Source organism: Spirosoma luteum DSM 19990 (genome assembly GCF_000374065.1).
Taxonomy (GTDB): Bacteria; Bacteroidota; Bacteroidia; order Cytophagales; family Spirosomataceae; genus Spirosoma; species Spirosoma luteum.
Genome location: NZ_KB893245.1, coordinates 323,376 through 348,840, shown reverse-complemented (window position 1 = coordinate 348,840; position 25,465 = coordinate 323,376). Strand labels below are relative to the sequence as shown.

Annotated in this window: 22 protein-coding genes and 1 tRNA gene; 15 read left to right on the top strand and 8 right to left on the bottom strand. The window is 49.8% G+C overall.

The window, feature by feature from the left end; genetic code table 11:
* Positions 1–18 precede the first annotated feature (18 nt).
* The 5 genes from B156_RS0101480 (at position 19) to B156_RS0101460 (ending at position 5,477) form a co-directional block, all read left to right on the top strand.
* Complete coding sequence (locus B156_RS0101480; protein WP_018617833.1) at positions 19–390, top strand: nuclear transport factor 2 family protein; 372 nt, start codon at positions 19–21, stop codon at positions 388–390.
* Positions 391–442: 52 nt separating this feature from the next.
* Positions 443–1,471 (top strand): hypothetical protein, encoded by a 1,029-nt coding sequence (locus B156_RS0101475; protein WP_026260525.1) that lies wholly within the window; start codon positions 443–445, stop codon positions 1,469–1,471.
* 234 nt (positions 1,472–1,705) lie between these two features.
* The gene (locus tag B156_RS0101470; RefSeq protein ID WP_018617831.1) at positions 1,706–2,077 is read left to right on the top strand and encodes a BlaI/MecI/CopY family transcriptional regulator; all 372 of its coding nucleotides are present in this window, start codon (positions 1,706–1,708) and stop codon (positions 2,075–2,077) included.
* Positions 2,074–4,002, top strand: a complete 1,929-nt coding sequence (locus B156_RS0101465) for a TonB family protein (protein ID WP_018617830.1) — start codon at positions 2,074–2,076, stop codon at positions 4,000–4,002. The genes B156_RS0101470 and B156_RS0101465 overlap by 4 nt, the downstream gene beginning before the upstream one ends.
* Positions 3,999–5,477, top strand: a complete 1,479-nt coding sequence (locus B156_RS0101460; protein ID WP_018617829.1) for a M56 family metallopeptidase — start codon at positions 3,999–4,001, stop codon at positions 5,475–5,477. Before B156_RS0101465 ends, B156_RS0101460 begins: the two co-directional genes overlap by 4 nt.
* A 110-nt stretch (positions 5,478–5,587) precedes the next feature.
* On the opposite strand, the gene B156_RS0101455 is transcribed toward B156_RS0101460, so the two are convergent.
* From B156_RS0101455 to B156_RS0101440, 4 genes are all read right to left on the bottom strand, one after another.
* Positions 5,588–8,872 (bottom strand): M4 family metallopeptidase, encoded by a 3,285-nt coding sequence (locus B156_RS0101455; RefSeq protein WP_026260524.1) that lies wholly within the window; start codon positions 8,870–8,872, stop codon positions 5,588–5,590.
* Between the two features lie 50 nt (positions 8,873–8,922).
* Complete coding sequence (locus B156_RS0101450; protein WP_026260523.1) at positions 8,923–9,381, bottom strand: hypothetical protein; 459 nt, start codon at positions 9,379–9,381, stop codon at positions 8,923–8,925.
* Positions 9,382–9,502: 121 nt separating this feature from the next.
* On the bottom strand, positions 9,503–10,012 hold the full coding sequence (locus B156_RS0101445) for a SixA phosphatase family protein (protein ID WP_018617826.1): 510 nt from the start codon (positions 10,010–10,012) through the stop codon (positions 9,503–9,505).
* A 105-nt stretch (positions 10,013–10,117) separates the two neighbouring features.
* Positions 10,118–10,924: a 3-keto-disaccharide hydrolase gene (locus B156_RS0101440; protein ID WP_018617825.1), complete on the bottom strand. Its 807-nt coding sequence runs from the start codon at positions 10,922–10,924 to the stop codon at positions 10,118–10,120.
* Positions 10,925–11,047: 123 nt separating this feature from the next.
* Here B156_RS0101440 and B156_RS0101435 point away from each other — a divergent pair, with 123 nt between their 5' ends.
* Both B156_RS0101435 and B156_RS0101430 read left to right on the top strand, forming a co-directional pair.
* Positions 11,048–12,964 (top strand): 3-keto-alpha-glucoside-1,2-lyase-like domain-containing protein, encoded by a 1,917-nt coding sequence (locus B156_RS0101435; RefSeq protein ID WP_018617824.1) that lies wholly within the window; start codon positions 11,048–11,050, stop codon positions 12,962–12,964.
* Complete coding sequence (locus tag B156_RS0101430; RefSeq protein ID WP_018617823.1) at positions 12,965–14,965, top strand: c-type cytochrome; 2,001 nt, start codon at positions 12,965–12,967, stop codon at positions 14,963–14,965.
* Positions 14,966–15,382: 417 nt separating this feature from the next.
* Here B156_RS0101430 and B156_RS0101425 read toward each other — a convergent pair.
* Positions 15,383–15,455: transfer RNA gene (locus B156_RS0101425), tRNA-Phe, on the bottom strand.
* A 144-nt stretch (positions 15,456–15,599) separates the two neighbouring features.
* Between B156_RS0101425 and B156_RS0101420 the strand changes: the two genes are divergently transcribed.
* The 7 genes from B156_RS0101420 to nadD all read left to right on the top strand — a co-directional run bounded on the left by B156_RS0101420 (position 15,600) and on the right by nadD (position 21,052).
* Positions 15,600–16,991, top strand: coding sequence for a 4Fe-4S dicluster domain-containing protein (locus B156_RS0101420; RefSeq protein ID WP_018617822.1), 1,392 nt, complete (start codon positions 15,600–15,602; stop codon positions 16,989–16,991).
* Between the two features lie 62 nt (positions 16,992–17,053).
* Positions 17,054–17,854, top strand: coding sequence for a (Fe-S)-binding protein (locus B156_RS0101415; protein ID WP_026260522.1), 801 nt, complete (start codon positions 17,054–17,056; stop codon positions 17,852–17,854).
* Positions 17,855–17,932: 78 nt separating this feature from the next.
* Positions 17,933–18,430 carry a hypothetical protein gene (locus tag B156_RS0101410; RefSeq protein ID WP_018617820.1) on the top strand — a complete coding sequence of 166 codons (498 nt, stop codon included), beginning with the start codon at positions 17,933–17,935 and terminating at the stop codon, positions 18,428–18,430.
* Positions 18,431–18,695: 265 nt separating this feature from the next.
* Positions 18,696–19,355 (top strand): sigma-70 family RNA polymerase sigma factor, encoded by a 660-nt coding sequence (locus tag B156_RS0101405; RefSeq protein ID WP_018617819.1) that lies wholly within the window; start codon positions 18,696–18,698, stop codon positions 19,353–19,355.
* 129 nt (positions 19,356–19,484) lie between these two features.
* A complete protein-coding gene (locus B156_RS0101400) occupies positions 19,485–19,727 on the top strand; it encodes a hypothetical protein (RefSeq protein WP_018617818.1) in 243 nt (80 codons plus the stop codon).
* An 87-nt stretch (positions 19,728–19,814) separates the two neighbouring features.
* On the top strand, positions 19,815–20,414 hold the full coding sequence (gene gmk / locus B156_RS0101395) for a guanylate kinase (protein WP_018617817.1): 600 nt from the start codon (positions 19,815–19,817) through the stop codon (positions 20,412–20,414).
* A 65-nt stretch (positions 20,415–20,479) separates the two neighbouring features.
* The gene (nadD, locus tag B156_RS0101390) at positions 20,480–21,052 is read left to right on the top strand and encodes a nicotinate (nicotinamide) nucleotide adenylyltransferase (RefSeq protein ID WP_018617816.1); all 573 of its coding nucleotides are present in this window, start codon (positions 20,480–20,482) and stop codon (positions 21,050–21,052) included.
* Between the two features lie 6 nt (positions 21,053–21,058).
* Here the strand turns inward: nadD and B156_RS0101385 are convergent, their stop codons facing one another.
* Genes B156_RS0101385 through cysS form a run of 3 tightly spaced genes read right to left on the bottom strand, consistent with a single transcriptional unit; the run spans position 21,059 to position 23,983 of the window.
* Positions 21,059–21,463, bottom strand: a complete 405-nt coding sequence (locus B156_RS0101385; protein WP_018617815.1) for a hypothetical protein — start codon at positions 21,461–21,463, stop codon at positions 21,059–21,061.
* Positions 21,456–22,460 (bottom strand): M28 family peptidase, encoded by a 1,005-nt coding sequence (locus B156_RS0101380; protein ID WP_018617814.1) that lies wholly within the window; start codon positions 22,458–22,460, stop codon positions 21,456–21,458. The genes B156_RS0101385 and B156_RS0101380 overlap by 8 nt, the downstream gene beginning before the upstream one ends.
* 35 nt (positions 22,461–22,495) lie before the next feature.
* Positions 22,496–23,983, bottom strand: a complete 1,488-nt coding sequence (cysS, locus tag B156_RS0101375; protein ID WP_018617813.1) for a cysteine--tRNA ligase — start codon at positions 23,981–23,983, stop codon at positions 22,496–22,498.
* Between the two features lie 255 nt (positions 23,984–24,238).
* Between cysS and B156_RS0101365 the strand changes: the two genes are divergently transcribed.
* Positions 24,239–25,435 carry a hypothetical protein gene (locus B156_RS0101365; RefSeq protein WP_026260520.1) on the top strand — a complete coding sequence of 399 codons (1,197 nt, stop codon included), beginning with the start codon at positions 24,239–24,241 and terminating at the stop codon, positions 25,433–25,435.
* Positions 25,436–25,465: the final 30 nt, after the last annotated feature.

The window sequence follows — 25,465 nt, the reverse complement described above, 5'->3', positions numbered from 1 at the left end:
AATGATAGTTACCCACAGATGATGGAGTCCTTGATTCGCCAGTATATTGGTGCATACAACGCCATGAATGTTGCTGACATGGTGGCCCTGCTGCACGACGTAATCGTGTTTGAGAATGTATCGAATACCAACGGAACGACCACAACGAGTGGTAAGGTCGCTTTTGAGGCTCTGGCGCGGCAGTCGATTGGTATGTTTCGAATCCGGCAACAAACGATTCGCTCCCTAACGATGGGCGACCGAACAGCCGCCGTTGAAATCGACTACAACGCGATTCTGGCTATTGATTTACCCACGGGTGCCAAAGCCGGTGATGCACTGACGTTGCGGGGTGTAACCGTATTCGCCTTCAGCGATGGAAAAATTGCCCGTATCAGCGATTATAGCTAATGAGTCGGTGCCAGAAAATTGATTCGTATACTTGCCTTAACTGACTACTGATTTGCAACCCGTCCCCATCAAAACTACCGTTGTTGGCTCGATGCCCTTTCCGGGCTGGCTCGAATTTTCCAGCCAGAACCTTTCGCAGTTCGGCCCGGCCGACCTGAATGAAATGATTGACGATGCCGTAATTGCTTCCGTTCACGACCAGGTGACGGCCGGTCTGGATGTGATTACCGATGGCGAGCAGACCCGTTTTGACTTTAACCTGTCGTTTTACGGCTACATCAACGGCATTCAGAACAACGAAACCGAACTACGCCGGTTTGGCCCACCCGCCCACGACCAGCGGGGTAAGCACACCATTATTGAACCTCTGACTGCCCCGCGCGGGCTAGGCGTGGTGGAAGAATACCTCCGCCTGAAACGCCTGGCTCCCGAAGGACAGGGCCTGAAAGTCTCCATTCCAGGCCCGTATACGCTGAGTGGCCGCCTGTTGCCGGGTAATTTGTATAAAGACCGCTGGGAGGTAACGGAAGCGCTGTTGCCCTTAGTTAATAAGGAGATTGCGGATTTAGTGGCCCTGGGCGTACCCGAAATCTGCGTCGATGAACCCTCCATGTCGTGTTATGCATACCGGGAAGACACGAAGCGATTTGTCGATATTTTCAACCGGACAGTAGCACCGGGTGTGGGGAAAACCCGGCTATCGATGCATCTGTGCTTTGGGAACTACAAAGGCCGCTCGGTTGGAAAAAAGACGATTGCGCCCATGCTCCCCGACTTTTTGGACATGACCGTCGATGAACTGCATTCAGAAATGACCATCCTGAATTTCTCCGAAGTGCATTTACTGGAACGCTTTGCCGAGAAATTCGATGTAGCGGTAGGCGTAATCGACGTAAAAAGTTACTACATCGAAACGCCGGATGACGTAGCCGATCGCATCCGCAAGTGCCTGCCTTACGTTCCAGCGGAAAAATTGGCGGTTGCTCCCGACTGTGGTTTGAGCCAAACGGCCCGCTGGGCCGCTAAACAAAAACTGGCTAACATGGTGGCCGGGGCTAAAATTATTCGGGGCGAAATATAGATTCAGGCATTAGTGTTACGTCTCTTCTTCTATTCTTGCTGAAACTGTCCTTTCAAGGACAGGGCAGATTTCCCTTTTGTCTGTCATTCCAGCCTGAGAGTTCTTCCCGAAAGGACAGTTTCAATCCGTTTTATCCTCCTCAAAAAAATTTCAACAAAACAACTAACACATTAGTTGTAAAACTAAATCATTAGTCATACCTTTCATTTACCATCCTGCACAACGAAGATTATTATGCCGATACGTGAACTGACCAAAGCAGAAGAAGAGATAATGCGGGTGCTGTGGCAACTCAAAAAAGGGTTCGTCAAAGACGTGCTGGCCGAATTACCCGAGCCGAAACCCGCCTATAATACCGTTTCGACCATTATCCGGATTCTGGAGAAGAAAGAACTGGTCGGCTACACGGCTTACGGAAAAACGCACGAATACTACCCACTCATTATGGAGGAAGAGTACCGCCGTTTCCAGACCGAGCAACTGATGGCCAATTACTTCGACAATTCGCTCAAAAAGCTGGTGTCGTTTTTCGTGCAGGATAAAAACATCAGTCTGAAAGAAGCCGACGAGATTATCAACCTCCTAAATAAACGGAAAGACCCATGAACGCACTCGACTATCTGCTGAAAGCCAATCTGTACGGCCTGCTGTTTGTTGGTTGCTACTGGCTATTTCTGCGTCGGCATACCTTTTTCAGCCTCAACCGGGTGTATCTCCTGCTTTCAACGGTACTATCACTACTACTACCGTTCGCTGGTTTACCCGCGAAAACGGTCGAAACACTGCCCCAATTAACTTTACCATCAGCCCTCGCTGCATTACCCCAAACTATGATTGAGGCTCCTGCTATGGATTCCTTACCCACGAGCTCCGGTACCGATTGGGCACAAATTGGCCTGATACTTTACGGGCTGATAGTCCTGCTTCTGCTGGTTCGGCTCGGCGTTCGGATTGGCCGTTTGCTTTGGCTAATTAGGCGGTCGCCCCGGCAATTGGAAGGTGATTTTTGGTTGGTTCAACCCCATGACCCGGCCATCGCTACCTTTTCGTTTTTTCGGTTTCTGGTACTCAACCCAGTTGATGCAAACAATAACCTTATTCTCCGGCATGAGTTGGTCCATATTCGCCAGTGGCACAGTGCCGATGTGGTAGGAATAGCTACGTTGCGATCCATATTCTGGGCTTTCCCCACGCTCTGGCTTGCCGATCGGCTGCTACGGCAGGTCCATGAATTTCTGGCCGATAAGCAGCCCCATCAACCGACCGACTACGCCCGCTTCCTGGTTAACTACACGTTTGGACTACAAACCGACTCGCTAACCAACGGCTTTTTCATCCCCTCGCTGCTCAAACTCCGTATTCAGATGCTCCACCAACGGGCCACGGCACGCTGGGCACTGGGCAAATATGTACTGGTGCTTCCGCTGGTATTCGGACTGCTGGCCATGACTACCGCACGGGAAAACATCAAGGAGATAATTAGTCAGGCAACTCAGCCGGGTATTGTAATCTCAGGACTAGTTACAGGGCCAAATGGGAAGCCTCTGGCGGGAGCTACCGTTGTCGTTAAGAATGCACGGAAGGGAGCGTCGGCTAACTCAGAGGGAGTGTACACCCTCAGCGGGTTAGGGCCAAAACCAGTATTGGTCGCAAGTCATATTGGGTTTGCTACCAAAGAAATTCAAACGCAGGGACAAACGGTCGTTAATATCACGCTGGAACAAACCAAGAATCAATTGAGCCCGCTGTTAGTCGTAGGCTACGAAGGACCTCCCGAATCCACGGGCTCAACTACTCAACAATCAAGTTTAACATCATCTACAGGCGAAGTATTTACCATTGTTGAACAGCAGCCTGAGTTCCCTGGTGGTAAACCAGCCCTTGGCCAGTATTTACGGAGTACCATACGTTACCCGGCAGATGCGCACCGATACAGCATTCAGGGAAATGTACTGGTCGAGTTTACCATTACTGCTGATGGTACTATCGATAATGCGTTTATCCAAACAGGTATCGGTGGTGGCTGTAATGAAGAAGCCCTCCGCGTTGTGCGCCAAATGCCAAAGTGGAATCCCGGCAAACAAAATGGGAATCCCGTAGCCACGCAGTTTGTACTACCCATAAAATTTGAACTAGAGAAATTTGAAGATAAACGAACAGGCCAGGTTATACCCACCACTCAACCTGATTCAGCCAGGAAATTTGGAGTCATCATTGATAAGAGCAAAAACGCCCCATTTGCCCTGTACAATGATGTAGACAACGGCGGTAATAAAGAGCGTTACACAATGCCGCTCCCCGACTCCCTGCAAAATCCACGTTCATCGGCATCCATCCGAATTAGGGGTAATGTGCTTACGGATGGAGAACCTCTCTATATCATCGACGGTGTAGAAGCACCAACTGGGGGTATTAGAAAGATTACTCCAGACAGAATTGAGAATATAACTGTATTAAAAGGTTCGGCTGCGGCTACGTACGGACCCAAAGCTCAATATGGTGTCATACTCATAACCACGAAAAAGAAATGACAACCCTCCCTTATCTTCTAACCGCCAGCCTGTATCTGCTGCTGTTTTATGGTTGCTACGGCTTACTCCTGCGCCGAAACACGTTCTTCGGGTTGAACCGGCTGTATTTACTGATATCGGTAGTGCTCTCCTTGGTACTTCCACTGGTTCAGTTACCAGTCGAAACGGCCAGTTCGTTGCCCGTTGGTACTATTACGCTGCCCGACTTTTCGGTCGGTACATCCAACCCGGCTGAACCGCATGGGTTGACTCCTGCGCAGTGGCTTTGGTTGCTTTACGGGGTAGGCGTAGTCATTCTGTTTAGTCGGCTGGGGCTGAATCTCCGGGCCGTATTTCGGCTTATTCATAGCGGCACGGCAGAACGGAAAACGGATTATACGCTCATCCGGCTTCCCAACAATGCCAGTCCGTCGTTCTCCTTCGGACGATACCTGGTATTGAACCAGACCGATAGCCTGACCGAGCCCAATGCGTTGATACAGCACGAAGCCGCCCACATTCGTCAGAGGCATACGGCTGATGTACTTTTTCTGGAAGTAGTACAGGCTTTTCTCTGGTTTAATCCGGTGCTTTGGCTTTACAAACGCGCTTTGCAGGAAGTCCACGAATTTCTGGCCGACCGGGCCGCAATTTACCAAACCACTGATACTGAAGAAACAGTTAGTGATGTCAGTGCGCAACCAGCGTATGCCCGACAATTGGTTGCCTACGCACTCGATGTGCCGTTGACTGCCCTCACAACCCCTTTTGTCTCAAAATCAACCCTCAAACAACGAATCGTTATGCTACAAAAACCACAAACCCACCGCCGGGCATTGCTCGGCTACGCCCTTGCCCTGCCGCTGGCCGCCCTCCTGGTCATGTGTACCCAACCCGACAAAGACCAGCCCGCAGCATCCGGCTCGACGATTGAATCCACTCAACCAGCCCGACAAGCGAATGTTGAAGGGGAAGTGTTTACAGTTGTCGAACAGCAGCCAGAATTTCAAGGTGGCATGGCCGCATTAGGACCGTATTTGCAACGCAACCTGAAATACCCGGCGGCAGCTCAAAAAGCTAATGTACAAGGTAGGGTGTTTGTCAACTTCATCGTTAGTAAAACCGGCGAAGTCTCTGATGTCAGGATTCTGAAAGGGATCGGCTTCGGTGCCGACGAGGAAGCCATTCGGGTAGTACAGAGTATGCCCCGCTGGAAACCAGCCATGCAGAGCGGGAAACTGGTAAACGTACGGTTCAACCTGCCGATTAATTTTGAACTGGATGATCAAGACCTACCTAATCCAAAAACAAGCCTCGCTCCTCCACCTCCCCCACCAGTTCCGGCTAATGATGCGTCGGCGCTGGAGCATGTAAAGACGTTTACCATCGATGGAAAATCAGCGACCAAAGAGGAAGTCACGGCGCTTTCGCCCAATGCCATTGCCCGCGTTAATATCGATAAAGCAGCTAGTACCATAGCCGTTACTATGAAGTAAAAACTCGCAAATCTGTGTCATTCCAACAAAGGAAGAACCTCACGTTGACTACTAAGCGGCATTGAGATTCCTCCTTTGTCGGAATGACAGAAAAAACAGGATGCCTTCTCTTACTCCTTTACTACCTTCCGGTTCACGGTGCCGCCCGGCGTTTGTATTTGCAGAAAGTACAGGCCCTTTGGCAAGTGCCCCACCACTATTGTGGCCGTATGCTGCCGGGCGCGGAGGGTTGGCTGGGCGACGGTGGTACCGGTCAGCGTTTTGAGCGATACCTGCTCAATTATTTGCGAACCGGGTAAATCGACTGTCAGCGTGCTACCAGCGGGATTGGGGTAGATGGATACCGCATCGGCCCAGTACGGCTCAAGTCCCGTAACGGTGAGTACATTGAAGGAGCGCTCAATGGGTGTAGCAGCCGAAAACTGATCGTTTCCAGTCTGGATCGCCTGCACCGTTATCAAACCGACACCCGTAAATTTCAGCGTCGATGCCGTCAGGGTTGCCGGGCCACTTTTCACCAGAAAACTAACGGGCAGGCTGGAGGAGCAGGTGGCGCTTAGCGTCAGGTCACCCTGGTTGCTATACCGGTCGGCAATGGCGTTGAACGTAATGGTTTGAGTGGCTTTCTGCACAATGGTACGGGTGCCCTGCGTGTACCAGACCGGCCACTTAGCTCCGGTGTACAGTACGGAAGCTTTACCGCTGAACGTAATCTTATCAGCACCCATGTTCACTACCGATACATCTTCGCTGGAACTGGTTTTTGTACTGAATACAATCCTATCGTCCAGCCGAGAATAGTTTGGGAAACCCAGGGTATTGTTATCATAGGCGTTGCCTTTGCCAGTACTCAGGTCAATAGCTACAATCTGATAGGTGCTATTCGTTTCATCCACATAATCGAAAGCGATAATGTCGGGCGAGTTCTTGGAAAAAGAGGGATTACCAATGCTTTCGCCTTCTTCCAGTGAGGAGAATATTTTTTCAATGTTTCCTTTCGCAAAATCCCCGGCGGTGTTGCTCCATACATTAATAAAACCCACATCCCAATAGTCAATAGCCTTACCGGAGTTATTCTTGAGGGCGTTATAAGCATCATAAACGATATTTTCACCCGAAAAATCCCACTCAAAGGAATCAGCATACTCTACTTCGCCGGTTTTAACGCCCTCCGTATAGGTAGGATTATACAGCTCAAACTGCGCCCATTTCTTCTGCGCGTAGCTGTACACATATATCAATCCGTCGTGGGTTGCGGTGAGAGCTGCCAGTTTAGTGCCGTCCTTCGAAATGGCCACGTTATCCCAGATAGTCTCGGCGGAGATAATTGTTTCGGCTGGTGTTCCCGTCAGGTTCACCGCCCGGATTTTTTTGTCGGTCGTCACGTAGTAGGCAAATTTTCCGTCATCGGTCACGCTGGGGCGATGTACTAACCCCAACGTCGATTTTGGGTCGAACCCGGCAGAAGCAACGCCCACCACAGTTGAATAAAGTTTGGAATCACCGGCATCGGCCAGCAACAGCAAATCCTGTCCCGACGCTACCGGCACATCAGGTTGTTTGCTGGGGGTACTCTGTGTGCCTTCATTAATGCCCACCGCATCGAAGGCATTTTTGGCGGCTGTCACCTCCGCGCCCGTTGCTCCGTACAAATCACCGGCGGCTTTGATAATGGCCAGACGCAAATCCAGAAACTGGGAGGTACGCACTAAATAGGTCGTCAGAGCACGGTAGTAGACTTGTTCGGCCTTTTCTTTCCCAACCACCGTAGCGAATTTATAAAAGGCAAAGTTTGGAATACCGCTGTTGATATGTACGCCCCCGTTGTCTTCGGTTGTATTGTCATACTGCGACACCGTAGCAGGCTGATAGCCGTTTGGGTCCCTGCTTTTACCACCCTGGTTGGGGTTCGACAAATCCCGCAGGGCACCGGATGGTAATAGAGCCGGTGTGGCAACAGCTTCGCCAATGGTCCAGTTGGCCCGGTCTATCATAGCCCCAAATACATCGGCGAAGGATTCGTTGATGGCTCCCGACTGACTTCTATATTGCAAGTTGGCTGTATTCTGAATAACCCCGTGTGTCATCTCATGTCCGGCTACATCCAGGCCACCCGCCAGCGGTTTCAGGAGTTTTCCGTTTCCATAAGCCATTATTTTACCATTCCAGTAGGCATTATCCATTGGCTTACCATCATCGTCGACCACGTTAACGACGGATACTATCGTTTCGCCGGTGCCGCTCAATGCGTTCCGTTTGAAGGTATTCTGGTAATAATCGTAGGCAACACCCGCATTGTAGTGCGCAGAGACGGCCGAAGGTGTCCAGTCGGTATTGGTACCGGACGTAATCTGGTACAGTTTCTGATTATCACCGAAGGTATTTTTTGCATCTATCGTCCAGAGTACGCCTATCGGGTCGTCCGGCATTTTAGACTTGGTCGCGTTAAACATCGGGCGTGTTGCATCGATTAGAAAATAGCCAGTGCCTGGTTGCTGATAGGTTTGAAACGTGCGCGTTACCCCATTCAAATCCCGACCTGATGTTGTGATTGGTCCCAGAAAGGAACAGGTATGGTTGTATTTATCCAGTATTGCACCCGATTGGGCATCAATCACGTATTCCCAGCGTTCGAGCATATTGGGCCGAATCGTGAGCGCATACGCCAGTTTAGCCCCACCACCGGGCGTTGGAAACAGGCACAATTCCCCCTCCGACAAGTTCATTTTCAGACGATTATCGCCAAATGACCGCACGTTCGATGTTTTCCGAATATCGTTAAGAGCCTGTTCCGAAGCTTCGGTAATGGCCAGTTTGGGCGTCGTTGAAAGATCGGTAGCTATGGGTTGGTAGCGTCCGTTCAACAGCGTTACTTCCCCATCCGTGAGGTGGGCAACCAGTTCTGCATTCAGCACGGGCACGCCCCGGTAGGTTTGCGCCAGCCGAACGTGAATTTGTCCCAGGTCGTCGGTTTCAGTGCGCGAAACGGTGAAATTCTCTTCTGGCTTGTCCAGTTGAAGCAGATGCCCAACCTGACCGATGAACTGGAAAGCAATCGATGCAGCCGCCGTTGCCGAAAGCCGCGCCCCCGCCTTTTTTCCCTGGTTTATGGCTACGCTACTACTGCTTTTTCGCTCGATAAATATGGGTAACCCAGTGCTGGAATCCCGTACTACCCGTAGGCGTAACGGGTCCAAAACCCGCTGTCCGGCACTGGCTCCCAGCAACGGCTGTCGGGCGGCTCTGTCTGTCGGCAGCGGGACCACAACCGCGTTTAACCGTTCGGCCAACCCCGGCGATGGAGGAGTCGTTTTAAGCTTACGGCCAAATCCCGCATTGGGCTGCTGCGCCCATACGCTCGTGACAGTCAGGAGTAGTAGAAAAAATGATTTCATCAGCATAAGGTTTTAGGTAGTCTGTTAACTGAGCAAGTCAAATCCATACTCTAATGCAGCGTCTCAGAAATGGGAAGCATTGTCATGAACGAGGTGTATAACCGGGGATAGCTGGCCGGTACCGTTTCACTGATATCTCCCCAGGTAACCCGGTAGCTCTCTTCTCCTTTTTTCCACTGGGCAAACTTATAGGTGTTGCCAGGGTGGTTAAAGTTTGTCGTCTTGATGGCACAGTCCTGTTCCGCCATTTCAAATACCCGCTTCGTATTGGCTCTTGTTTGTCGGCCAATAAACGTGAATACGGTATCGCGGCTGCTCCGACTGAATAGTTTTCCGTTTGCCAGTAGATAGTACGTTGTAGCGAAACCCGTAACTCCTCCTCCGCTACCCAGCATAAGCTGATTGCCTGTATAATGGGCAGGGGTCGCAGCCCGGCTACACGATGTTTGTGTCCCAAGAAAACCTGTCATTAAGACAAGCGATAGTGTGGTAAGGAAAAGTTGTTTCATAAAGTAATTAGCAGCTATCAGCGCATCGAACTTAAGCTTATTAATACATTAAGCAACCATTACAGTTGTATGAGTTGAGACAATAAGCTGACAAAACGGATAAAAACGGCGCAGCATGTACTCAAGGCATGGTAATCATCCCGTAGGTTATTGGTGAAAAATCAACGGATTTACGAAATGGCCCATGGTGGATCGTCACCTGGAACAGGTTGTCAAAATCACCGGCTTCAATTCTGGACATGGCGGGTTGCGCGCCCAGGCCCCGGGCAATCTCCAGAATGGTGTTGCTGTGGCCAACTACCAAAACGGTTTTAGTACGCATCCGGTTAATCCGATCAACAATGGCCTCCATGGGTTTAGCAGGGTAATCCACTACCGGAAGGCCTAAGCGGGTAGCGAGGGGCTGCGCCGTTTGTCGGGTGCGTCGGTAAGGCGTTGAGAAGATGGAGTCGATACCTCGGTTAGCCAGCGTATCGGCAAGGGCGGCTGCCCGGGCGTAGCCAGCCGGTGTCAGGTTCGTGGTATCAGTCTCGCTTACCTTTTCGGCATGGCGAACAATGTAAACGGTCGTCGTAGTGCAGGCTGTCAATGACAAGCCAGCCAGTAATAATAGATGGTATAGTAGTCGCATAGCATAACAATTTTATTTCAGACCAGGAACCAACCCGCATCAATGATACGAAAAAGCCCCCGGTAAATGCCGGGGGCCTGTCCATTATTCGTAAGCGGTAATCGATTATAAGGGTCGAATCCAGATATTGCGATAACCAACCGGATTGCCGTGGTCCTGTAACAGAATGGGGCCTGCACCATGGGCCTGCACTTTAGGATACCCAATGTACTCCGTTGTACCGCGGATGGCCGCGTGGTTTTCCACCAGTACGCCATTAAGCAGTACCGTAACATAGGCGTAATCCACCATCATGCCAGCTTTGTTGAAACGGGGGGCTTGGTAAACGATATCGTACGATTGCCACTGCCCCGGCGGGCGGCTGGGGTTGACCAGCGGAATGGTCTGCTTGTAAATCGAGCCAACCATGCCATCTACGTAGGTTGGATTATTGTAATTGTCCAGTACCTGTAGCTCATAGCGTCCCTGTAAAAAAACGCCACTGTTACCACGGCCCTGCCCATTTCCTTCTACCTTCTCCGGCGTTTTGAATTCAATGTGGAGTTGAAAGTCGTTAAATTCTTTCTTCGAACGGGCTGAGAATCCTTTGGTTGAATATAGGATACCGTCGGTTACGGGCCACTTCAGCGGACCTTCGTTAGTATTCTCCCAGTTGGCGGGCGAGTATCCTTTAATGGCAACCCATTCATCCGTGTTTTTTCCGTCGAAAAGCACAACGGCATCAGATGGAGCTGTAGTACCGCTGGTATTTGCCGCCACCGTTCCTGGTGTTACTACGGGTGGTACGGGCTCCCATATTTCGGTAGACTGGGGAGTTTGTTTGTTAGGCTCCGGCTGAGCCATAACACTATTTGACAGGGTGAGGCTGGTAATAGCCGCACACACGGCCAGTGATACATGGAGGTTTTTCATAGGAACTAATTCGGGTTAATGCATTCTCTGATAAAAACGATCAAAGATAAGCTAAATGTCTAACAGCGGTCTTTTAGCGAGAAAAAATGTAATTTTATCCCCTTAAATCTGACGATATACTCTATGATAACCACTATTATTTCGGCTTGTTTCCGTAGGTTACTGGCTGTTAGCGGGGCTGTTGGTTTTGGATTGGCCGGGCCATTCCTGAGCCTGGCCCAACCCGCGCCAGCGCCTGGTACAGCTATTCCACTTAACGACCTGAATGCCTTTATTTCTCCTTCGCCAAACTGGCGTATTGTGAAAAGCGTTCGTGCCGACCTCAACAAAGCCAATACCCTGACGACCGAAAAAGGAACGGGTGTACTGGCCAATATACCAGCCGATGCCAGCTTCGGTCAGAAGTATAACCTGCTGACAAACGTTCAGCACGGCGATATTGATCTGGAGCTGGATTTCATGATGGCTCCCCAATCGAACTCGGGTGTTTACTTACAGGGGCGGTACGAGGTGCAGTTATTTGACAGTTGGGACGTTCGCCGACCCAAAACTGTAGACAACGGGTCTATTTACGAGCGTTGGGATGAGAAAAGGGCCGATGGCCAGAAAGGCTACGAGGGCCATCCAGCCCGTCAGAACGCCAGCCGGGCACCCGGTTTGTGGCAACACCTAAAGATCTCCTTTCAGGCTCCTCGTTTTAGTGCCAACAGTGCGCAAAAAACCGAAAACGCCCGTATTATACGGGTGGAACTGAACGGCGTACTGGTTCAGGATAATGTCGAACTCACTGGCCCTACCCGCTCAACGGCTTTTGAGGACGAGAAAGCAACCGGCCCACTCATGTTCCAGGGTGACCATGGCGCAGTGGCCTTCCGCAACATTCGCTACGTGCTGTATGATAAACCCCGCCCCGAACTACTTAACCTGAGTTATGCGGTGTATAAAGGAAAGTATGAGAAGGAGTCTGATTATGTAATCGGGGGAAAAGCACCGGAAGCCGAAGGAGCTACTAAAGTATTATCGGCGTCGGTAAACCGAATTCCCAACGAATTTCTTATTCGCTATACCGGCACAATGCGCGTGGCCGAGCCCGGCGAATACCGCTTTAACCTGGGTGTTCCGGGGGGGGGAGGTATGCTAAAAATCAACAACCAGACGGTAGTTGCACCGGCTGGCAGGAACAATAGCGGCAAGGTTACCCTACCCAGGGGCGATCTGCCCTTTGAACTGTTCTACAGCAAATTTGTCGATTGGGAGCAGCCTGCGGTAGGTCTCACCGTGGCTGGGCCGGGCGTTCGTGAGTTTGCCGTAAGCGAAGGAGTTGGTGGAAACGGAAGGGAGGTGGACCCTATTATTGTAGAGGCACAGACGAACACCCTTCTCCGGAGTTTTATGGATATACCGGGCGAATCTACACCGGGCACGTCCATGCCGGGGCAGCAGGGCCGCAGACTTCGTGTAACCCATGCCATCTCGGTCGGTACTCCGGAGCAGGTTCATTACACGTACGACCTGGACAAAGGCGCACTGGTGCAGGTTTGGCGGGGTAATTTCCTGGATGCTACGCCGATGTGGCACGACCGGGGCGACGGCTCTTCGCGACCGATGGGCATGGTGCAGCGGATGGGCACTCCAGTCTTGTTTTTGAGCCGGTTACCCGCTCCCCAGGCCAACTGGCCTGCCGATACGACCGGCTCTGCCTATCGACCAAAAGGGTACGTGCTGGATGAAAGCGACCGACCCACGTTTCGCTACCAAAGTTATGGAGCCTCCGTTGACGACAAAATTCGGGTGCTGGACAATGGGCAGGGAATCCGGCGCGAGGTGATCATTACGAACCCGGCCAGCGATACCTACGCCCGGCTCATCAGCGGCAACAGCATCACCCCGCTGGAAAACGGAATGTACCTCGTTGATGAGCAGGCATACGTCCGGCTCGACGATTTGGGCGGGGCCAAACCCACCATTCGGGAGAGCAACGGACGGCAAGAGTTAATTGTGCCCGTGAAAGGAAAAGTTATTTACTCAATCTTGTTTTAAATGAAAAAGATACTGATTACCCTCATTACTCTGACCAGCCTGACCGCTGGTATGGCGCAGGAATCGCCGAAAGAAGAGGATTTCTTCAAGATTATGAAAGTTACCGCCCCCGAGGGCACCCTGCTCGAAGTGGGCGGGCTAACGGTACTGCCCAACGGTAATCTGGGAGTAGCCACGCGCCGGGGAGATATCTGGATTGTAGAAAACCCCACCAGCCCACGGCCTTACTTCCGCAAATTCGCGTCGGGTCTGCACGAGGTGCTGGGCCTGGCTTATAAAGACGGTGCTCTCTACTGCGCGCAACGGGGTGAGTTGACCAAACTGGTCGATAGCAACAGCGATGGCAAAGCCGATGTATTTGAAACTGTGTTTGCCTGGCCACTGTCGGGGCATTACCACGAGTACAGTTTTGGGCCTAAAATTGCGCCCGACGGGCAGTTCTTCGTGACGGGCAACGTGGCTTTTGGCGACGAAGAATGGTGGCGGGGCGAAAGCCGCGTTCCCTGGCGGGGATGGACCATGAAAATCAGCGACAATGGAACCATGCAGCCCTGGGCCACGGGCATGCGCTCACCCGCCGGACTGGGCATCTTCGACGGCGAACTGTTCTACGCCGACAACCAGGGCGACTGGATGGGTTCCGGCGGTATTGTTCACATCAGAAAGGGGGCTTTTGTTGGGCACCCGGCTGGTTTGCGGTGGAGTGGCATGACCAATTCGCCGGTAAAATTAACTGCCGAGCAGTTTAATGCTAAAATTGATGAACGCCGTCGGCGGGATGAGAACGGACGGGCCATTAAGCCCGAAAACGTAGTGAACGAATCCCCTACACTCCTGTACTCGCTGAAAGACAAGTTTCCGGGTGTGGATATTCAAACGCCCGCTGTTTGGTTGCCGCACGGTATTCTGGGTATCTCCAACTCCGAAATTGTCGAGATTCCACAAGGGGCCTTTGGCCCCTTTGCCGGGCAACTGCTCGTGGGCGACCAGGGCATGAGCAAACTATCGCGGTTGTTCATGGAGAAGGTAAACGGCGAGTACCAGGGCGGTGCCGTCGAGTTTCGAAATGGGTTTAAATCCGGGGTACTGCGGATGGCGTTTGCACAGGACGGCTCGCTGTTTGTGGGCGAAACTAACCGGGGCTGGGGCTCGGCAGGCGAAGCTAATGAAGGCTTGCAGCGACTGGCGTGGAACGGGGCTATTCCCTTCGAGATACGCACGGTGAAAGCCATGCCCGATGGCTTCGACGTAGAATTTACTAAACCCGTTGATCGAAAATCAGCCGAAGATCTGGCTTCCTACCGGGTGGAGAGCTTTCTGTACAAGTACCACTCCGTATACGGCAGTCCACCCGTCAACAAGGAAGCGTTACCTATCAAAGGTGTTAAGATCTCCGCTGATGGCATGAAAGCCCGGCTCATCGTTGGTGACTTACGCAAGTACTATATCCATCAACTTACACTCGATGGCCTGCGGAGCACAGAAGGCTCTTATTCACTAGTCCATCCAATCGCTTATTATACGCTCAACAATATTCCCGAGGGTGAGAAATTAGCCATGACGGATGTGAGCACCCGGAATTCAGCCACGACACCCGTAGTAGCTGAGCCCAGCCGGAAAACTACCACAAAGCCCACTGGGGGCCCTTCTACTAAAGGAGGAAAACCAAAGTTGGTAGAAGGTCAGGCTGTTACGATGGCAAAAGCTCCCACTTACGAACAGGTAAAAGGCCTGCTGACCCGGCATACCTGTTCGGCCTGCCATCAGGCCAACAAACGGCAGGTTGGGCCGGCCTTTGCGGATGTGGCCAAGCGGAAATATACGAACGAACAGATTGTGAAGCTGATCTACAATCCGCAACCGCAAAACTGGCCCGAATACGCCACCGAAATGCCTCCCATGCCGCAGGTCCCTAAGGCTGATGCACTAAAGATTGCAGCCTGGATCAATTCATTGGCACCGGCCAACGGGAGTAACGCTACCGGCGCCCCCAAGCCGTAACGGAAACCCCGGGATGTTGTACAGACGGGATAGTTCGATGAGCTATCCCGTCTTTTTCTTCCTGATGATACCCTGGTACAGCCTTGCCGCAAAATCATGGGTAACGGATTCTGACACAGTATTTGTCCATCAAAAATATCCGGGATACCACGCTACAAAGCGGTAAAAACAGCTATAGTATGCATGCATAATAATAACAGAAAAGTGCTTATATTCGCAGGTGAATGCGTTCTATTACACTAGTCTGCCTTGTCGCAGCGTGGTTGGAGAGGAAATGAATGGTAAAACGACTAATCGTGTTTCAGCCAATCTTAAGCGTCGTTGCGCACCAGACTACGAAGATGAATAAAAAGACACGTATTGTCGTAAACAAAAAGGGAGTCACGATTTTCAATCGCAACTCCCTGGTTTCTGAGGTGGTGATGGACGGAATCGAACCGCCGACACAAGGATTTTCAGTCCTTTGCTCTACCAACTGAGCTACATCACCTCAACGGCATTACCGTTTAAAACGTGGGTGCAAAAGTAAGGCGTTTTCGTCTTCCTGCAACAAAGAGACCAGAATATTTTTTAATAACGTCCTTTCGACTGACTCATTTTGTTGATTATCAGCCGAAACAAGCTTATCAAATGAATGGAAATAATTCAGCAGATTTTATTCGTCGCGGCCTTAACTGCCGTAGCTTGGTACATTAGCAAACGCGTCCGGCTTATTTCCCGCGCCATCAAACTTGGGCGACCAGAAAATCGATACGACCATGCCGATGAGCGGTTGAAGACGATGTTATTGGTAGCGTTCGGGCAGAAGAAGATGTTCACCAATCTGCTGGTTGGCCTGATGCACTTTGTTATCTATGCCGGGTTCATAATCATCAATATCGAAATTCTGGAGATTATACTCGATGGCGTGCTGGGCACTCATCGCTTGTTCGCCCCTTACATAACGCCCGTTTATTCTATTTTGATTGATGTTTTTGAACTACTGGCATTTGGTGTGCTGATCGTATGCATCGTATTCCTTTGCCGGCGCTTTGTAGCACGAGTCGCTCGTTTTCAACAGGAACGCCACCGCGAAATGACGGAATGGCCCCGTAAGGATGCCGCCATCATTCTTATCGCCGAAATCCTGCTGATGATTGCTTTCCTGACCTGGAATGCGTCCGATAGCGTTTTGCGGGACCGGGGTGTTGGGCATTACGGCGAGTTACGCGGGATTGTACCAGACTTTTTAATCAGTCAGTATTTGAAGCCGTTGTTCACCAGTTTCAGCGACACAGGGTTGATAGCTTACGAACGTACGGCCTGGTGGCTCCATATTTTGGGCATTCTCGCCTTTGCCATCTATGTAACGTATTCCAAGCACCTGCACATTGCACTGGGTTTTCCCAACGTTTACTTCTCCGACCTTCAGCCGAAAGGTGAGATGCAGAATATGCCCGAAATCACGAAAGAGGTACAACTAGCTCTGGGCATACCGCTCTCAACGAACGCCGATGGGTCACAGGCGAATGATAACGGGGAGCAACCGGGAGCAGATTCACCGGCAGAAATTGGTCGCTTTGGAGCGAAAGATGTGTACGACCTGAAATGGATAAACCTGATGAACGCCTACAGTTGCACGGAATGTGGGCGTTGCACCTCGGCCTGTCCGGCGAATATTACCGGCAAAAAACTATCTCCCCGGAAAATCATGATGGATACCCGGGACCGGCTTGAAGATATCCGGCGCGGCTGGCAAGCAAACGGGGACGATTACAAAGACGATAAATCATTACTTGGAGATTATATTACCGTTGAGGAAATAAACGCCTGCACAACCTGCCAGGCCTGTATCAATGCCTGCCCTATCAACATCAATCCGCTGGATATTATTCTCCAGTTGCGCCGGTATCGGGTTATGGAAGAGTCGCAGGCACCAGCCTCCTGGAACGCCATGTTCAGCAACATCGAGAATAACATGGCCCCCTGGAAATTTTCTCCCAGCGACCGGTTCAACTGGGCAGACCAGGTAAATGAAGTTAAGTAAGTATGAAGTTTTTCAACGGAAGCCAACTACGAACAGCAATTAATAAACAACAAACAGAAAAAATGACCACTGAAAAAACATACACTGTACCCACCATGGCCGATTTGGCCGCAGCCAACGAGGAGCCAGAAGTTTTGTTCTGGGTTGGCTGCGCCGGGTCGTTTGATGACCGCTATAAGCGGGTAACCATTGCCTTTGTCAGAATTTTGAATCACGTCGGTATCAAGTTTGCCGTACTGGGGCCAGAGGAAGCCTGTACGGGGGACCCAGCCCGCCGGGCGGGAAACGAGTTTCTGTTTCAGATGCAGGCGATGGCTAATATTCAGGTGCTGAATGGGTACAATGTTAAAAAGATTGTGACGGCCTGCCCGCACTGTTTCAACACGCTCAAAAACGAATATCCCGATCTGGGTGGTAAATACGACGTTATTCACCACTCCCAGTTTTTGCAGGGCCTTATTGACGAAGGCCGAATTAAGGTAAAAGATGGGGAGTCATTCAAAGGCAGAAAAATAACCTTTCACGATTCGTGTTACCTGGGCCGGGCTAACAAAGTGTACGAAGCCCCCCGCCATGTACTGGCCGCTTTGGATGCCGATCTGGTCGAGATGAAACGCGTTCGGGCTAATGGCCTGTGTTGTGGCGCGGGGGGTGGTCAGTATTTTAAAGAGCCGGAACCGGGCAACAAAGATGTGAACGTGGAGCGGGTGGAAGAAGCCCTCGCTACCGGTGCCGACACTATTGCAGTAGCCTGCCCATTCTGTATGACAATGATGTCTGATGGCGTTAAAAACAAGAATCAGGAGGACAAGGTGCGTGTCTACGATATATCGGAACTCATCGCCCAAAAACAGGGGTTATGAGGTTAATGAAGCGTGGAGAGGAACAATACTGCTTTATGATTCTGCTCTACACTTACCACTATACACCCTAGAGTAAGCATGTACATCGATTTTAATAAGCTGCCGGATCAGGCCCGTGTTTGGGTATACCAGGCAAACCGTCCGCTAACAACGGGTGACGTAAAAACGATAGAAGGAGCGTTACAACCCGCCTTAAATCAGTGGGCCGCGCATGGGCAGCCACTACTGGCATCCATGCAGGTCATCGACAATCGGTTCGTTATTATCGGTGTCGATGAGGGATATAACCTGCCCAGCGGTTGTTCGATTGATGCCTCTATGCGGTCCTTACGGGAGATTGGGCAACAGCTGAACGTTGACTTTTTTGACCGCTCAGCCGCCATCCGACTGGCAGATGGAACCGTTTCGACATTTGCCTTACCAATGCTGAAAGCAGCTGTTGCCGAAGGCATTATTACCCCTGATTCAATCCTACTAAATACACTGGTGGCAACAAAGTCAGAGTTTTTGACAGGCTGGCATGTTCAGGCTTCCGACTCCTGGTTGAAACGTTATTTTAAATCGGCCACGGTTTAATTAACCAATAAGATGCGTAGAGCCGACCTATTTGCTGCTTATAGTAGTAGATAGGTCGGCTTTAACATGAGAGGGTGTGTAAACGTTCATGCCAAATCGTCATATACACTTATTTTTGAACCTTAATTTTAAACAAAGGTTTGGTTTTTGCAGTGAGTTAGACTACAAATCAGGAATTTGATGCGGTTTATTAGCGAATTCCTTGAGAGTAGCCGACACTAAACGGCAATTTACCCTTACTTTTATGGCGACCATACACCCAGTTATGTCAGATACGCCAACTCGCGACGACGACCAATTGCTTCCTAACGGTGATGCTGTTGAGCAGACCCCGGCCGAAACCCCTGCCCGCCGATATACGGATGAGCAGAAGTATCAGGTATTCAACAAGGAGTTCATGCCCCACATCGACTCCATGTACAATTTTGCCTTTCGGCTAACCATGGATGAGGACGATGCCAATGACCTTGTTCAGGATACCTATCTGAAAGCTTTCAGGTTTATTTCGTCATTTGAGCAAGGAACTAACGCTAAAGCGTGGCTGTTCCGCATTCTGAAGAACAGCTTCATCAACGATTATCGGAAGAAAAGTAAAGAACCGGCAAAAGTAGATTATCAGGATGTTGAAACCACCTATAATTCTGAAGATGCGGAATCTGAACATACAGTCGACCTACGGGCTGAGTCTGTTTCTGATTTAATTGGGGATGAAGTAGCGAATGCACTGAATTCACTGCCAGTTGATTTTCGGACAGTAATTATCCTTTGCGATATTGAAGGATTTACATACGAAGAGATGGCAAAGATTTTAGATATACCAATTGGCACTGTCCGTTCCCGTTTGCACCGTGCTCGTAACCTGTTGAAAGAAAAATTGCGCGATTACGCATCGTCAATGGGCTATAAAGAAGAAAATGGCGACTAAACCGAACTTTTTCTACGTATAAATCGGTTCTGCTCATAACTTAATGGTATTATTATTCTTGGAATAAATTAAATTTTTCCAATGCAAACGTCATTGCCAACATCAGCTTCATCCAGTACTAAGCCAGAGATGAAAGAAAAATGCGATCACCGGGCCGATTGCCTGAAGATGATTCAGTTGATTTTGGACGGAGAAGCTACCGACCAGCAACTGGCTAAAGTAAAAGCCAACCTAGAATCCTGCCAACCCTGCATCGAGATGTACAATCTTGAACGGGAAGTTAAGGAACTGTTGACTAAACGAATGGAGAAAAGGTGTTGCCCCGGTCAACTGGTGGAAACGATCAAATCCAGAATTCTGAGTTTTAGCTAATACGAGTCAAAGCATTGGGGTAATTAGGGTGAAGCTTATGACAGCAACCTTAATTACCCCACTTTTTTTTACATAACCATCGCCACTGTGGACGGTAAACTTATCATTTTTTCGGCTCCCTCGGGTTCCGGAAAAACTACCATTGTCAAACATCTGCTAGCCGAGAATACAAATCTCGGCTTTTCCATTTCAGCCTGCACCCGCGACCGACGGGGCCGTGCGGAAGAAAATGGGAAAGATTATTACTTCCTGACTCCCGAAGATTTCAAACAAAAAATTGATGAGGGCGAATTTGTTGAATGGGAAGAGGTGTACACAGGTGCGTTCTATGGAACCTTGAAATCAGAAATCCAGCGCCTTTGGGATAGTGGTAAACATGTTCTGTTCGATGTAGATGTGCAGGGAGGTCTGAAACTGAAAGAATTTTACGGCGATAAAGCCCTCGCCGTTTTTGTGAAGGTACCCAATGAAGAAACGCTTCGTGAACGATTGATTGGCCGGGGTTCCGAAACGGAAGAAAGCCTCTCCAAACGCTTATTTAAGGTGCACTTTGAGATGAGTTTTCAGAATCGTTTCGATGTGGTCCTATTGAACGATGACCTGAACGAATCGTTGATAAAGGCGCAGACGCTGGTTGATAATTTTATTAAGGAAAACAAAGTACCAGCAAAAGCAACCTTGATCTAACAGAGTTAGGAGTGAGAATACAGACGCGCGACAGTCTCGATCCTAACTCCCCGCTCATTGCGCTTATGAAAATTGGCTTATTCTTTGGCTCCTTTAACCCCATCCACATTGGTCACTTAATTATTGCCAACACGATGGCTACCAACACCGATCTGGAACAGGTTTGGTTTATTGTGTCCCCCCAAAATCCGTTTAAGAAAACCAAAAGTCTGCTACACGAGTTTGACCGACTCGACATGGTAGAGCGGGCCATTGCCGACAATAGCCGTCTTAAAGCCAACAACATCGAGTTCTCGATGCCTAAACCAAGTTACACGATTGATACGTTAACACGTCTCAGCGAAAAGTATCCGCAACACACCTTTCGGCTCATTATGGGCGGGGATAATCTGGAGCAGTTTACTAATTGGAAGAACTACGATAAGATTCTCGAATACTATGGTTTGTACGTGTATCCCCGTCCCCGCAGTGAAGAAAGCGGACTGAAAGCTCATGCAAATGTCCATCTGGTGGAAGCACCGTTGCTAGATATATCAGCCACCTTCATTCGAGACAGTATCCGGGCAAACCGCTCTATCCGGTATATGGTGCCGGAAACGGTAGAAGAGATGATTGAACGGAAAAAGTTTTACCGCTAAGACTACTCAGGGCAATCCATTTTGAAACGTAATCTCTGTTGCTATTCCCATAGCGCTCATGCGGATAGCCACCGAGCGACTCGTTGATTTAACACCTGGTTGTTCGCAATGAGGGCCTTTTTCCAGGAAGTAAATGTAGAATTTCTGATTTCGGTCGGCAATCTGGTTAATGTCTGGCCGACCTAACAAGTCACCTATCGTATTAGTCCTTTTGCCTTTCAGATTTTGCACTTCCGCCTTGAACGCAGGCAGGAGTGTCGCCCGAATGCCATCGCACCCCCCCCGGTCGCCCCGCCATTTCTTCAGGTCGAGTTGGCCAAACCGGTCTTGTACTGTGTCACAACTCAAAATGCTTCCTGTCAGGAGTATTACCCAAAGGAGTGGATGCGTCATCCATCGTAGATTATTCATTATACAATACCTGCAGTAAGGTTTGTCCAACGGCTTTCAACGTTCCCCGGTCAATGTTTCTCATATCATCAGCCAGCGTATGGTGAGCCGGGAAAAAGCCTCCCGTCTGCAAATTCATCTGTATGATGTCGATGGTCGGAATCTTGGCGATGGTATTTGGGGCAATGTGATCATCCGTGATTTCTCCGCCCGGTGTACTAACAAAATACTGGCTGTAACCCAACCGGCTGGCTGTTTGCCACACGTTGTTTACAACCGTTGGTGCCACTTTCATGGAGTACCCCTCCTTTGGAAATGTAGCTCCTTTACCACCAACCATATCGAGTAGAATACCGTAATAAGCAGAATACCCAGGCTTGTGTAAGTTTTTAGCCCAGTAGCGCGACCCCAATCCATAACCCAGGTAGTCAATAGTTCCGCTTTCTTTTTCGTAATCCTTAGCGGCCTTGTCGCTATTACCCAAATCTTCGACATCGAAACAGACAAAATCGATGCCGATGCTTGGATTCGATTTGGACTGCTGAATCGTGCGGGCTAATTCCAGCATTACCGCCACCCCACTGGCTCCATCGTTGGCACCCGGTACGGGTTTCGTTTGGTTGGCTGGTATGGTATCGCTGTCAGCGAATGGCCTTGAATCCCAATGGGAAGAAACAAAAACACGTTTGGTAGCCTGTGGATTAATACTGGCTATAATATTCCGGGCATTCCATTTCTTACCGTCCCAGGTGGTGGCCACAAAGTTCTGTTCCGTTACTGTACAGCCAAATTGTTTGAACTTAGTTACAATGTAATTGCCCGTTTGCACATGGGCCGGTGTGTTGGGGACACGTGGACCAAAATTCATCTGCTTTTCAATATAAGCATAGGCCGAATCGGCATTGAACGGCGGAGCCGAAACGGTTGCCGTCTGGTCGGTATTGGTTTGTTTTGGTTTCTCTTTGCAGGAAATAACAACAAACGTCAGGCCCGCTAGAAAAAGAGTAAATTTTGTCATTTGGTTGGCATTAATCGTCCTTTCTGTTAATCACTTTACTCTTCGTAGGCCCAGTCAATCTGATGTTTCATGTCTTTGATAGCCAGTCCCTGCGCCTTGAAGTACGAACGAACTTGATCTACTTTGTCGTATTGCTTTTGTTCCTTGTATTCACGGTAAAGAGTCAGTAAGCCTTCCAGAACGGGTTGCTTATCCGTTCCTTCTTCCAGCAAACCCAGTACATCCTGCATGAATGTAGCAAATGATTGGTTGAGCAGATTAAACACCTCCTCGCCCAGAGCCGACACCTGGAGTTGGTTCAGGTAAAGCATATTGATATATTTCAGCAGCGTGAACAATTGGGCAATGCCAACAGCCGTGTTGAGATCGTCGTTCATGGCCTCATAAAATTGCTGGACGGCCTGCCGAATATCCCGCTGCTTTGTTTCGTCAAAACCGTTTTCGTCGGTAGGCGCATAGGTTAACTTTCTACTAACCCTCAACCCATTGGCTAACCGGCGATAGCCTTTCTGAGCCGCTTTGAGCGCATCATTCGAAAAATCGAGCGTACTGCGATAATGCGACTGAAGCATGAAGAATCGAACGGTCATAGGACTATATGCCTGCTCCAGCAGGTGGTGGGAACCAGAAAACAGTTCGGCTGGCAGGAACGAATTACCCAGCGACTTCGACATTTTCTGACCATTGACCGTCAGCATGTTCGAGTGCATCCAGTAGCGTACCGGATCGTGCCCGGTCAGACCATCGCCCTGAGCAATCTCGCATTCGTGGTGGGGAAACTTCAAATCCATCCCCCCCCCGTGAATATCAAATTGCTTGCCTAAATATTTGGTACTCATACAGGTGCACTCCAGGTGCCAGCCAGGAAAACCCGCTCCCCAGGGAGAATTCCAGCGCATAATATGCTCAGGAGAAGCATTTTTCCAAAGGGCGAAATCGAGCGGGCTGCGTTTTTCGGATTGTCCATCCAGTTCACGGGTCTCATTCAGCAGATCGTCCAGAATCCGGCCCGATAATTTTCCATATTGCCCCCCCCGCTTATTATACGTTTCAATATCAAAATAAACTGAGCCATTCGATTCATAGGCCAGTCCATTAGCCAGCAGTGCCTGAACCGCTTCAATCTGCTCAACCATATGGCCGGTAGCAGTCGGTTCAATGCTGGGCGGAATGGTATTGAACTGACTCATCACCGTATGAAAGTCATTGGTAAACCGCTGCACAATTTCCATAGGCTCCACCTTTTCCAGTTTGGCCATACGTCCAATCTTATCCTCGCCCTCATCGCCATCGCCTACCAGATGACCAACATCGGTCAGGTTACGGACATATCTAACCTTGTAGCCAATAAAAGTCAGGTAGCGATAAAGGGTGTCAAACGTCAGAAAAGTGCGGACGTTACCCAGGTGAACGTAATTATAGACCGTTGGTCCACAAACGTACATGCCTACGTACGGTGGATTTAGCGGTTCAAACAGTTCTTTTTTTCGGGAAAGTGTATTGTATAAGTGAAGCGGTTGCATTGACTGATAACTAGTTTCGGGAAACTGATAGGTAGATGACCTACCGAATAGCAGGTGGTGTAAGCGCACTTGTTCAGCAACAACAACGAGCGGATAAAACGGAGGTTCTCTTAGTCAGCATGGCCGAAATGGTCCTGTTCATATGGGCGAAGTTACGGATTGTTGCGGGTAAAACGGTAGCGCTACCGAAGCGACTCAAGCACTTTTGGCTATATTCGCCTTTTGTTTTCAGATTTGCCCCGTTTCAGGTCCGTGATGAAGCTAGTTGAAGTAGGCGAAAACGCTCAGCATCAGAAAGAATTTATCCAGTTTCCGGTTCGTCTTTACAAGAATGACCCGTACTGGATTCGTCCATTGGATGCTGATGTAGAGGAGGTTTTTGACCCATCCCGAAACAAGCGATTCGAACAGGGTGAATGCGTACGGTTCCTGCTACTGGACGATAAGGGCGGCACCATTGGACGTATCGCGGCTTTTATCGATCACGAAATTGCCAGTCTGGATAATGAACAACCTACGGGAGGGACTGGTTTTTTCGAATGCATTGACGACCAGAAGGCAGCTTTTGCTTTATTCGACGCGGCAAAATCATGGCTTCAAAATCGGGGTATGGAAGCCATGGACGGCCCCGTGAACTTTGGCGACCGCGACCGCTGGTGGGGGTTATTGGTGGACGGGTTTGACCGGGAGCCGAACTACTGTATGCCGTACACAAAGCCGTACTACATTCCGTTCTTCGAGCAGTACGGTTTTCAGGATTACTTCAAACAATTCACGTTTGGTATTCCAACAACCTGGGCAAAACTAACCGAAATGTCGCAGGCGGTGAAAGACAGGGCAAAACGCATCTACGAAAATCCGGATTACACGTTTCGAACGATCGACAAAAAACACCTTCCTGCAGCCGCGGAGCAATTCCGCCATATTTACAATGCTGCCTGGGGAGGACACAGTGGCGTGAAGGAAATGTCGGCTGGGCAGGCGCAGTCATTAATGGAAAAGCTCAAGCCGGTCATTGACGAAAAGATTATTTATTTTGCCTATTACCTTGATGAGCCGGTTGCTTTTTTTGTGTGCTTACCTGAACTGAATCAGGTATTCAAGCACGTGAATGGCAAAATGAATTTACTAGGGAAGCTGAAGTTTCTGTGGCATATGCTGCTAAAAACCAACCACAAAGCTTTTGGGGTGGTATTTGGTGTAGCCCCGGAGCATCAGGGAAAGGGCGTTGAAGCAGCCATTGCCTTACGGATGCCACACGAAGCCGACAATAACCCCAGCTTTCAATACACCGAATTGGAAATGAACTGGGTGGGCGATTTTAACCCGATCATGGTGCGCTTTGTTAGCCAGTTAGGGTCAAAAATTGTTAAAACCCACATTACGTACCGCAAACTTTTCGACGAAACGAAACCATTTAAACGCTGCCCGGTAATTGGGCGGAGAAAATAGGTTTGCGGATAGAGGCTCTGTCGGGTAATC

Coding starts and splice junctions, on each gene's coding strand:
- B156_RS0101415 (WP_026260522.1), top strand. CDS start 17,054: ATGACCACTGAAAAAACATACACTGTACCCACCATGGCCGATTTGGCC.
- nadD (WP_018617816.1), top strand. CDS start 20,480: ATGAAAATTGGCTTATTCTTTGGCTCCTTTAACCCCATCCACATTGGT.
- B156_RS0101430 (WP_018617823.1), top strand. CDS start 12,965: ATGAAAAAGATACTGATTACCCTCATTACTCTGACCAGCCTGACCGCT.
- B156_RS0101380 (WP_018617814.1), bottom strand. CDS start 22,460: ATGACAAAATTTACTCTTTTTCTAGCGGGCCTGACGTTTGTTGTTATT.
- B156_RS0101385 (WP_018617815.1), bottom strand. CDS start 21,463: ATGAATAATCTACGATGGATGACGCATCCACTCCTTTGGGTAATACTC.
- cysS (WP_018617813.1), bottom strand. CDS start 23,983: ATGCAACCGCTTCACTTATACAATACACTTTCCCGAAAAAAAGAACTG.
- B156_RS0101445 (WP_018617826.1), bottom strand. CDS start 10,012: ATGCGACTACTATACCATCTATTATTACTGGCTGGCTTGTCATTGACA.
- B156_RS0101455 (WP_026260524.1), bottom strand. CDS start 8,872: ATGAAATCATTTTTTCTACTACTCCTGACTGTCACGAGCGTATGGGCG.
- B156_RS0101440 (WP_018617825.1), bottom strand. CDS start 10,924: ATGAAAAACCTCCATGTATCACTGGCCGTGTGTGCGGCTATTACCAGC.
- B156_RS0101365 (WP_026260520.1), top strand. CDS start 24,239: ATGAAGCTAGTTGAAGTAGGCGAAAACGCTCAGCATCAGAAAGAATTT.
- B156_RS0101465 (WP_018617830.1), top strand. CDS start 2,074: ATGAACGCACTCGACTATCTGCTGAAAGCCAATCTGTACGGCCTGCTG.
- B156_RS0101480 (WP_018617833.1), top strand. CDS start 19: ATGATGGAGTCCTTGATTCGCCAGTATATTGGTGCATACAACGCCATG.
- B156_RS0101435 (WP_018617824.1), top strand. CDS start 11,048: ATGATAACCACTATTATTTCGGCTTGTTTCCGTAGGTTACTGGCTGTT.
- B156_RS0101470 (WP_018617831.1), top strand. CDS start 1,706: ATGCCGATACGTGAACTGACCAAAGCAGAAGAAGAGATAATGCGGGTG.
- B156_RS0101405 (WP_018617819.1), top strand. CDS start 18,696: ATGTCAGATACGCCAACTCGCGACGACGACCAATTGCTTCCTAACGGT.
- B156_RS0101400 (WP_018617818.1), top strand. CDS start 19,485: ATGAAAGAAAAATGCGATCACCGGGCCGATTGCCTGAAGATGATTCAG.
- B156_RS0101460 (WP_018617829.1), top strand. CDS start 3,999: ATGACAACCCTCCCTTATCTTCTAACCGCCAGCCTGTATCTGCTGCTG.
- B156_RS0101410 (WP_018617820.1), top strand. CDS start 17,933: ATGTACATCGATTTTAATAAGCTGCCGGATCAGGCCCGTGTTTGGGTA.
- B156_RS0101420 (WP_018617822.1), top strand. CDS start 15,600: ATGGAAATAATTCAGCAGATTTTATTCGTCGCGGCCTTAACTGCCGTA.
- B156_RS0101450 (WP_026260523.1), bottom strand. CDS start 9,381: ATGAAACAACTTTTCCTTACCACACTATCGCTTGTCTTAATGACAGGT.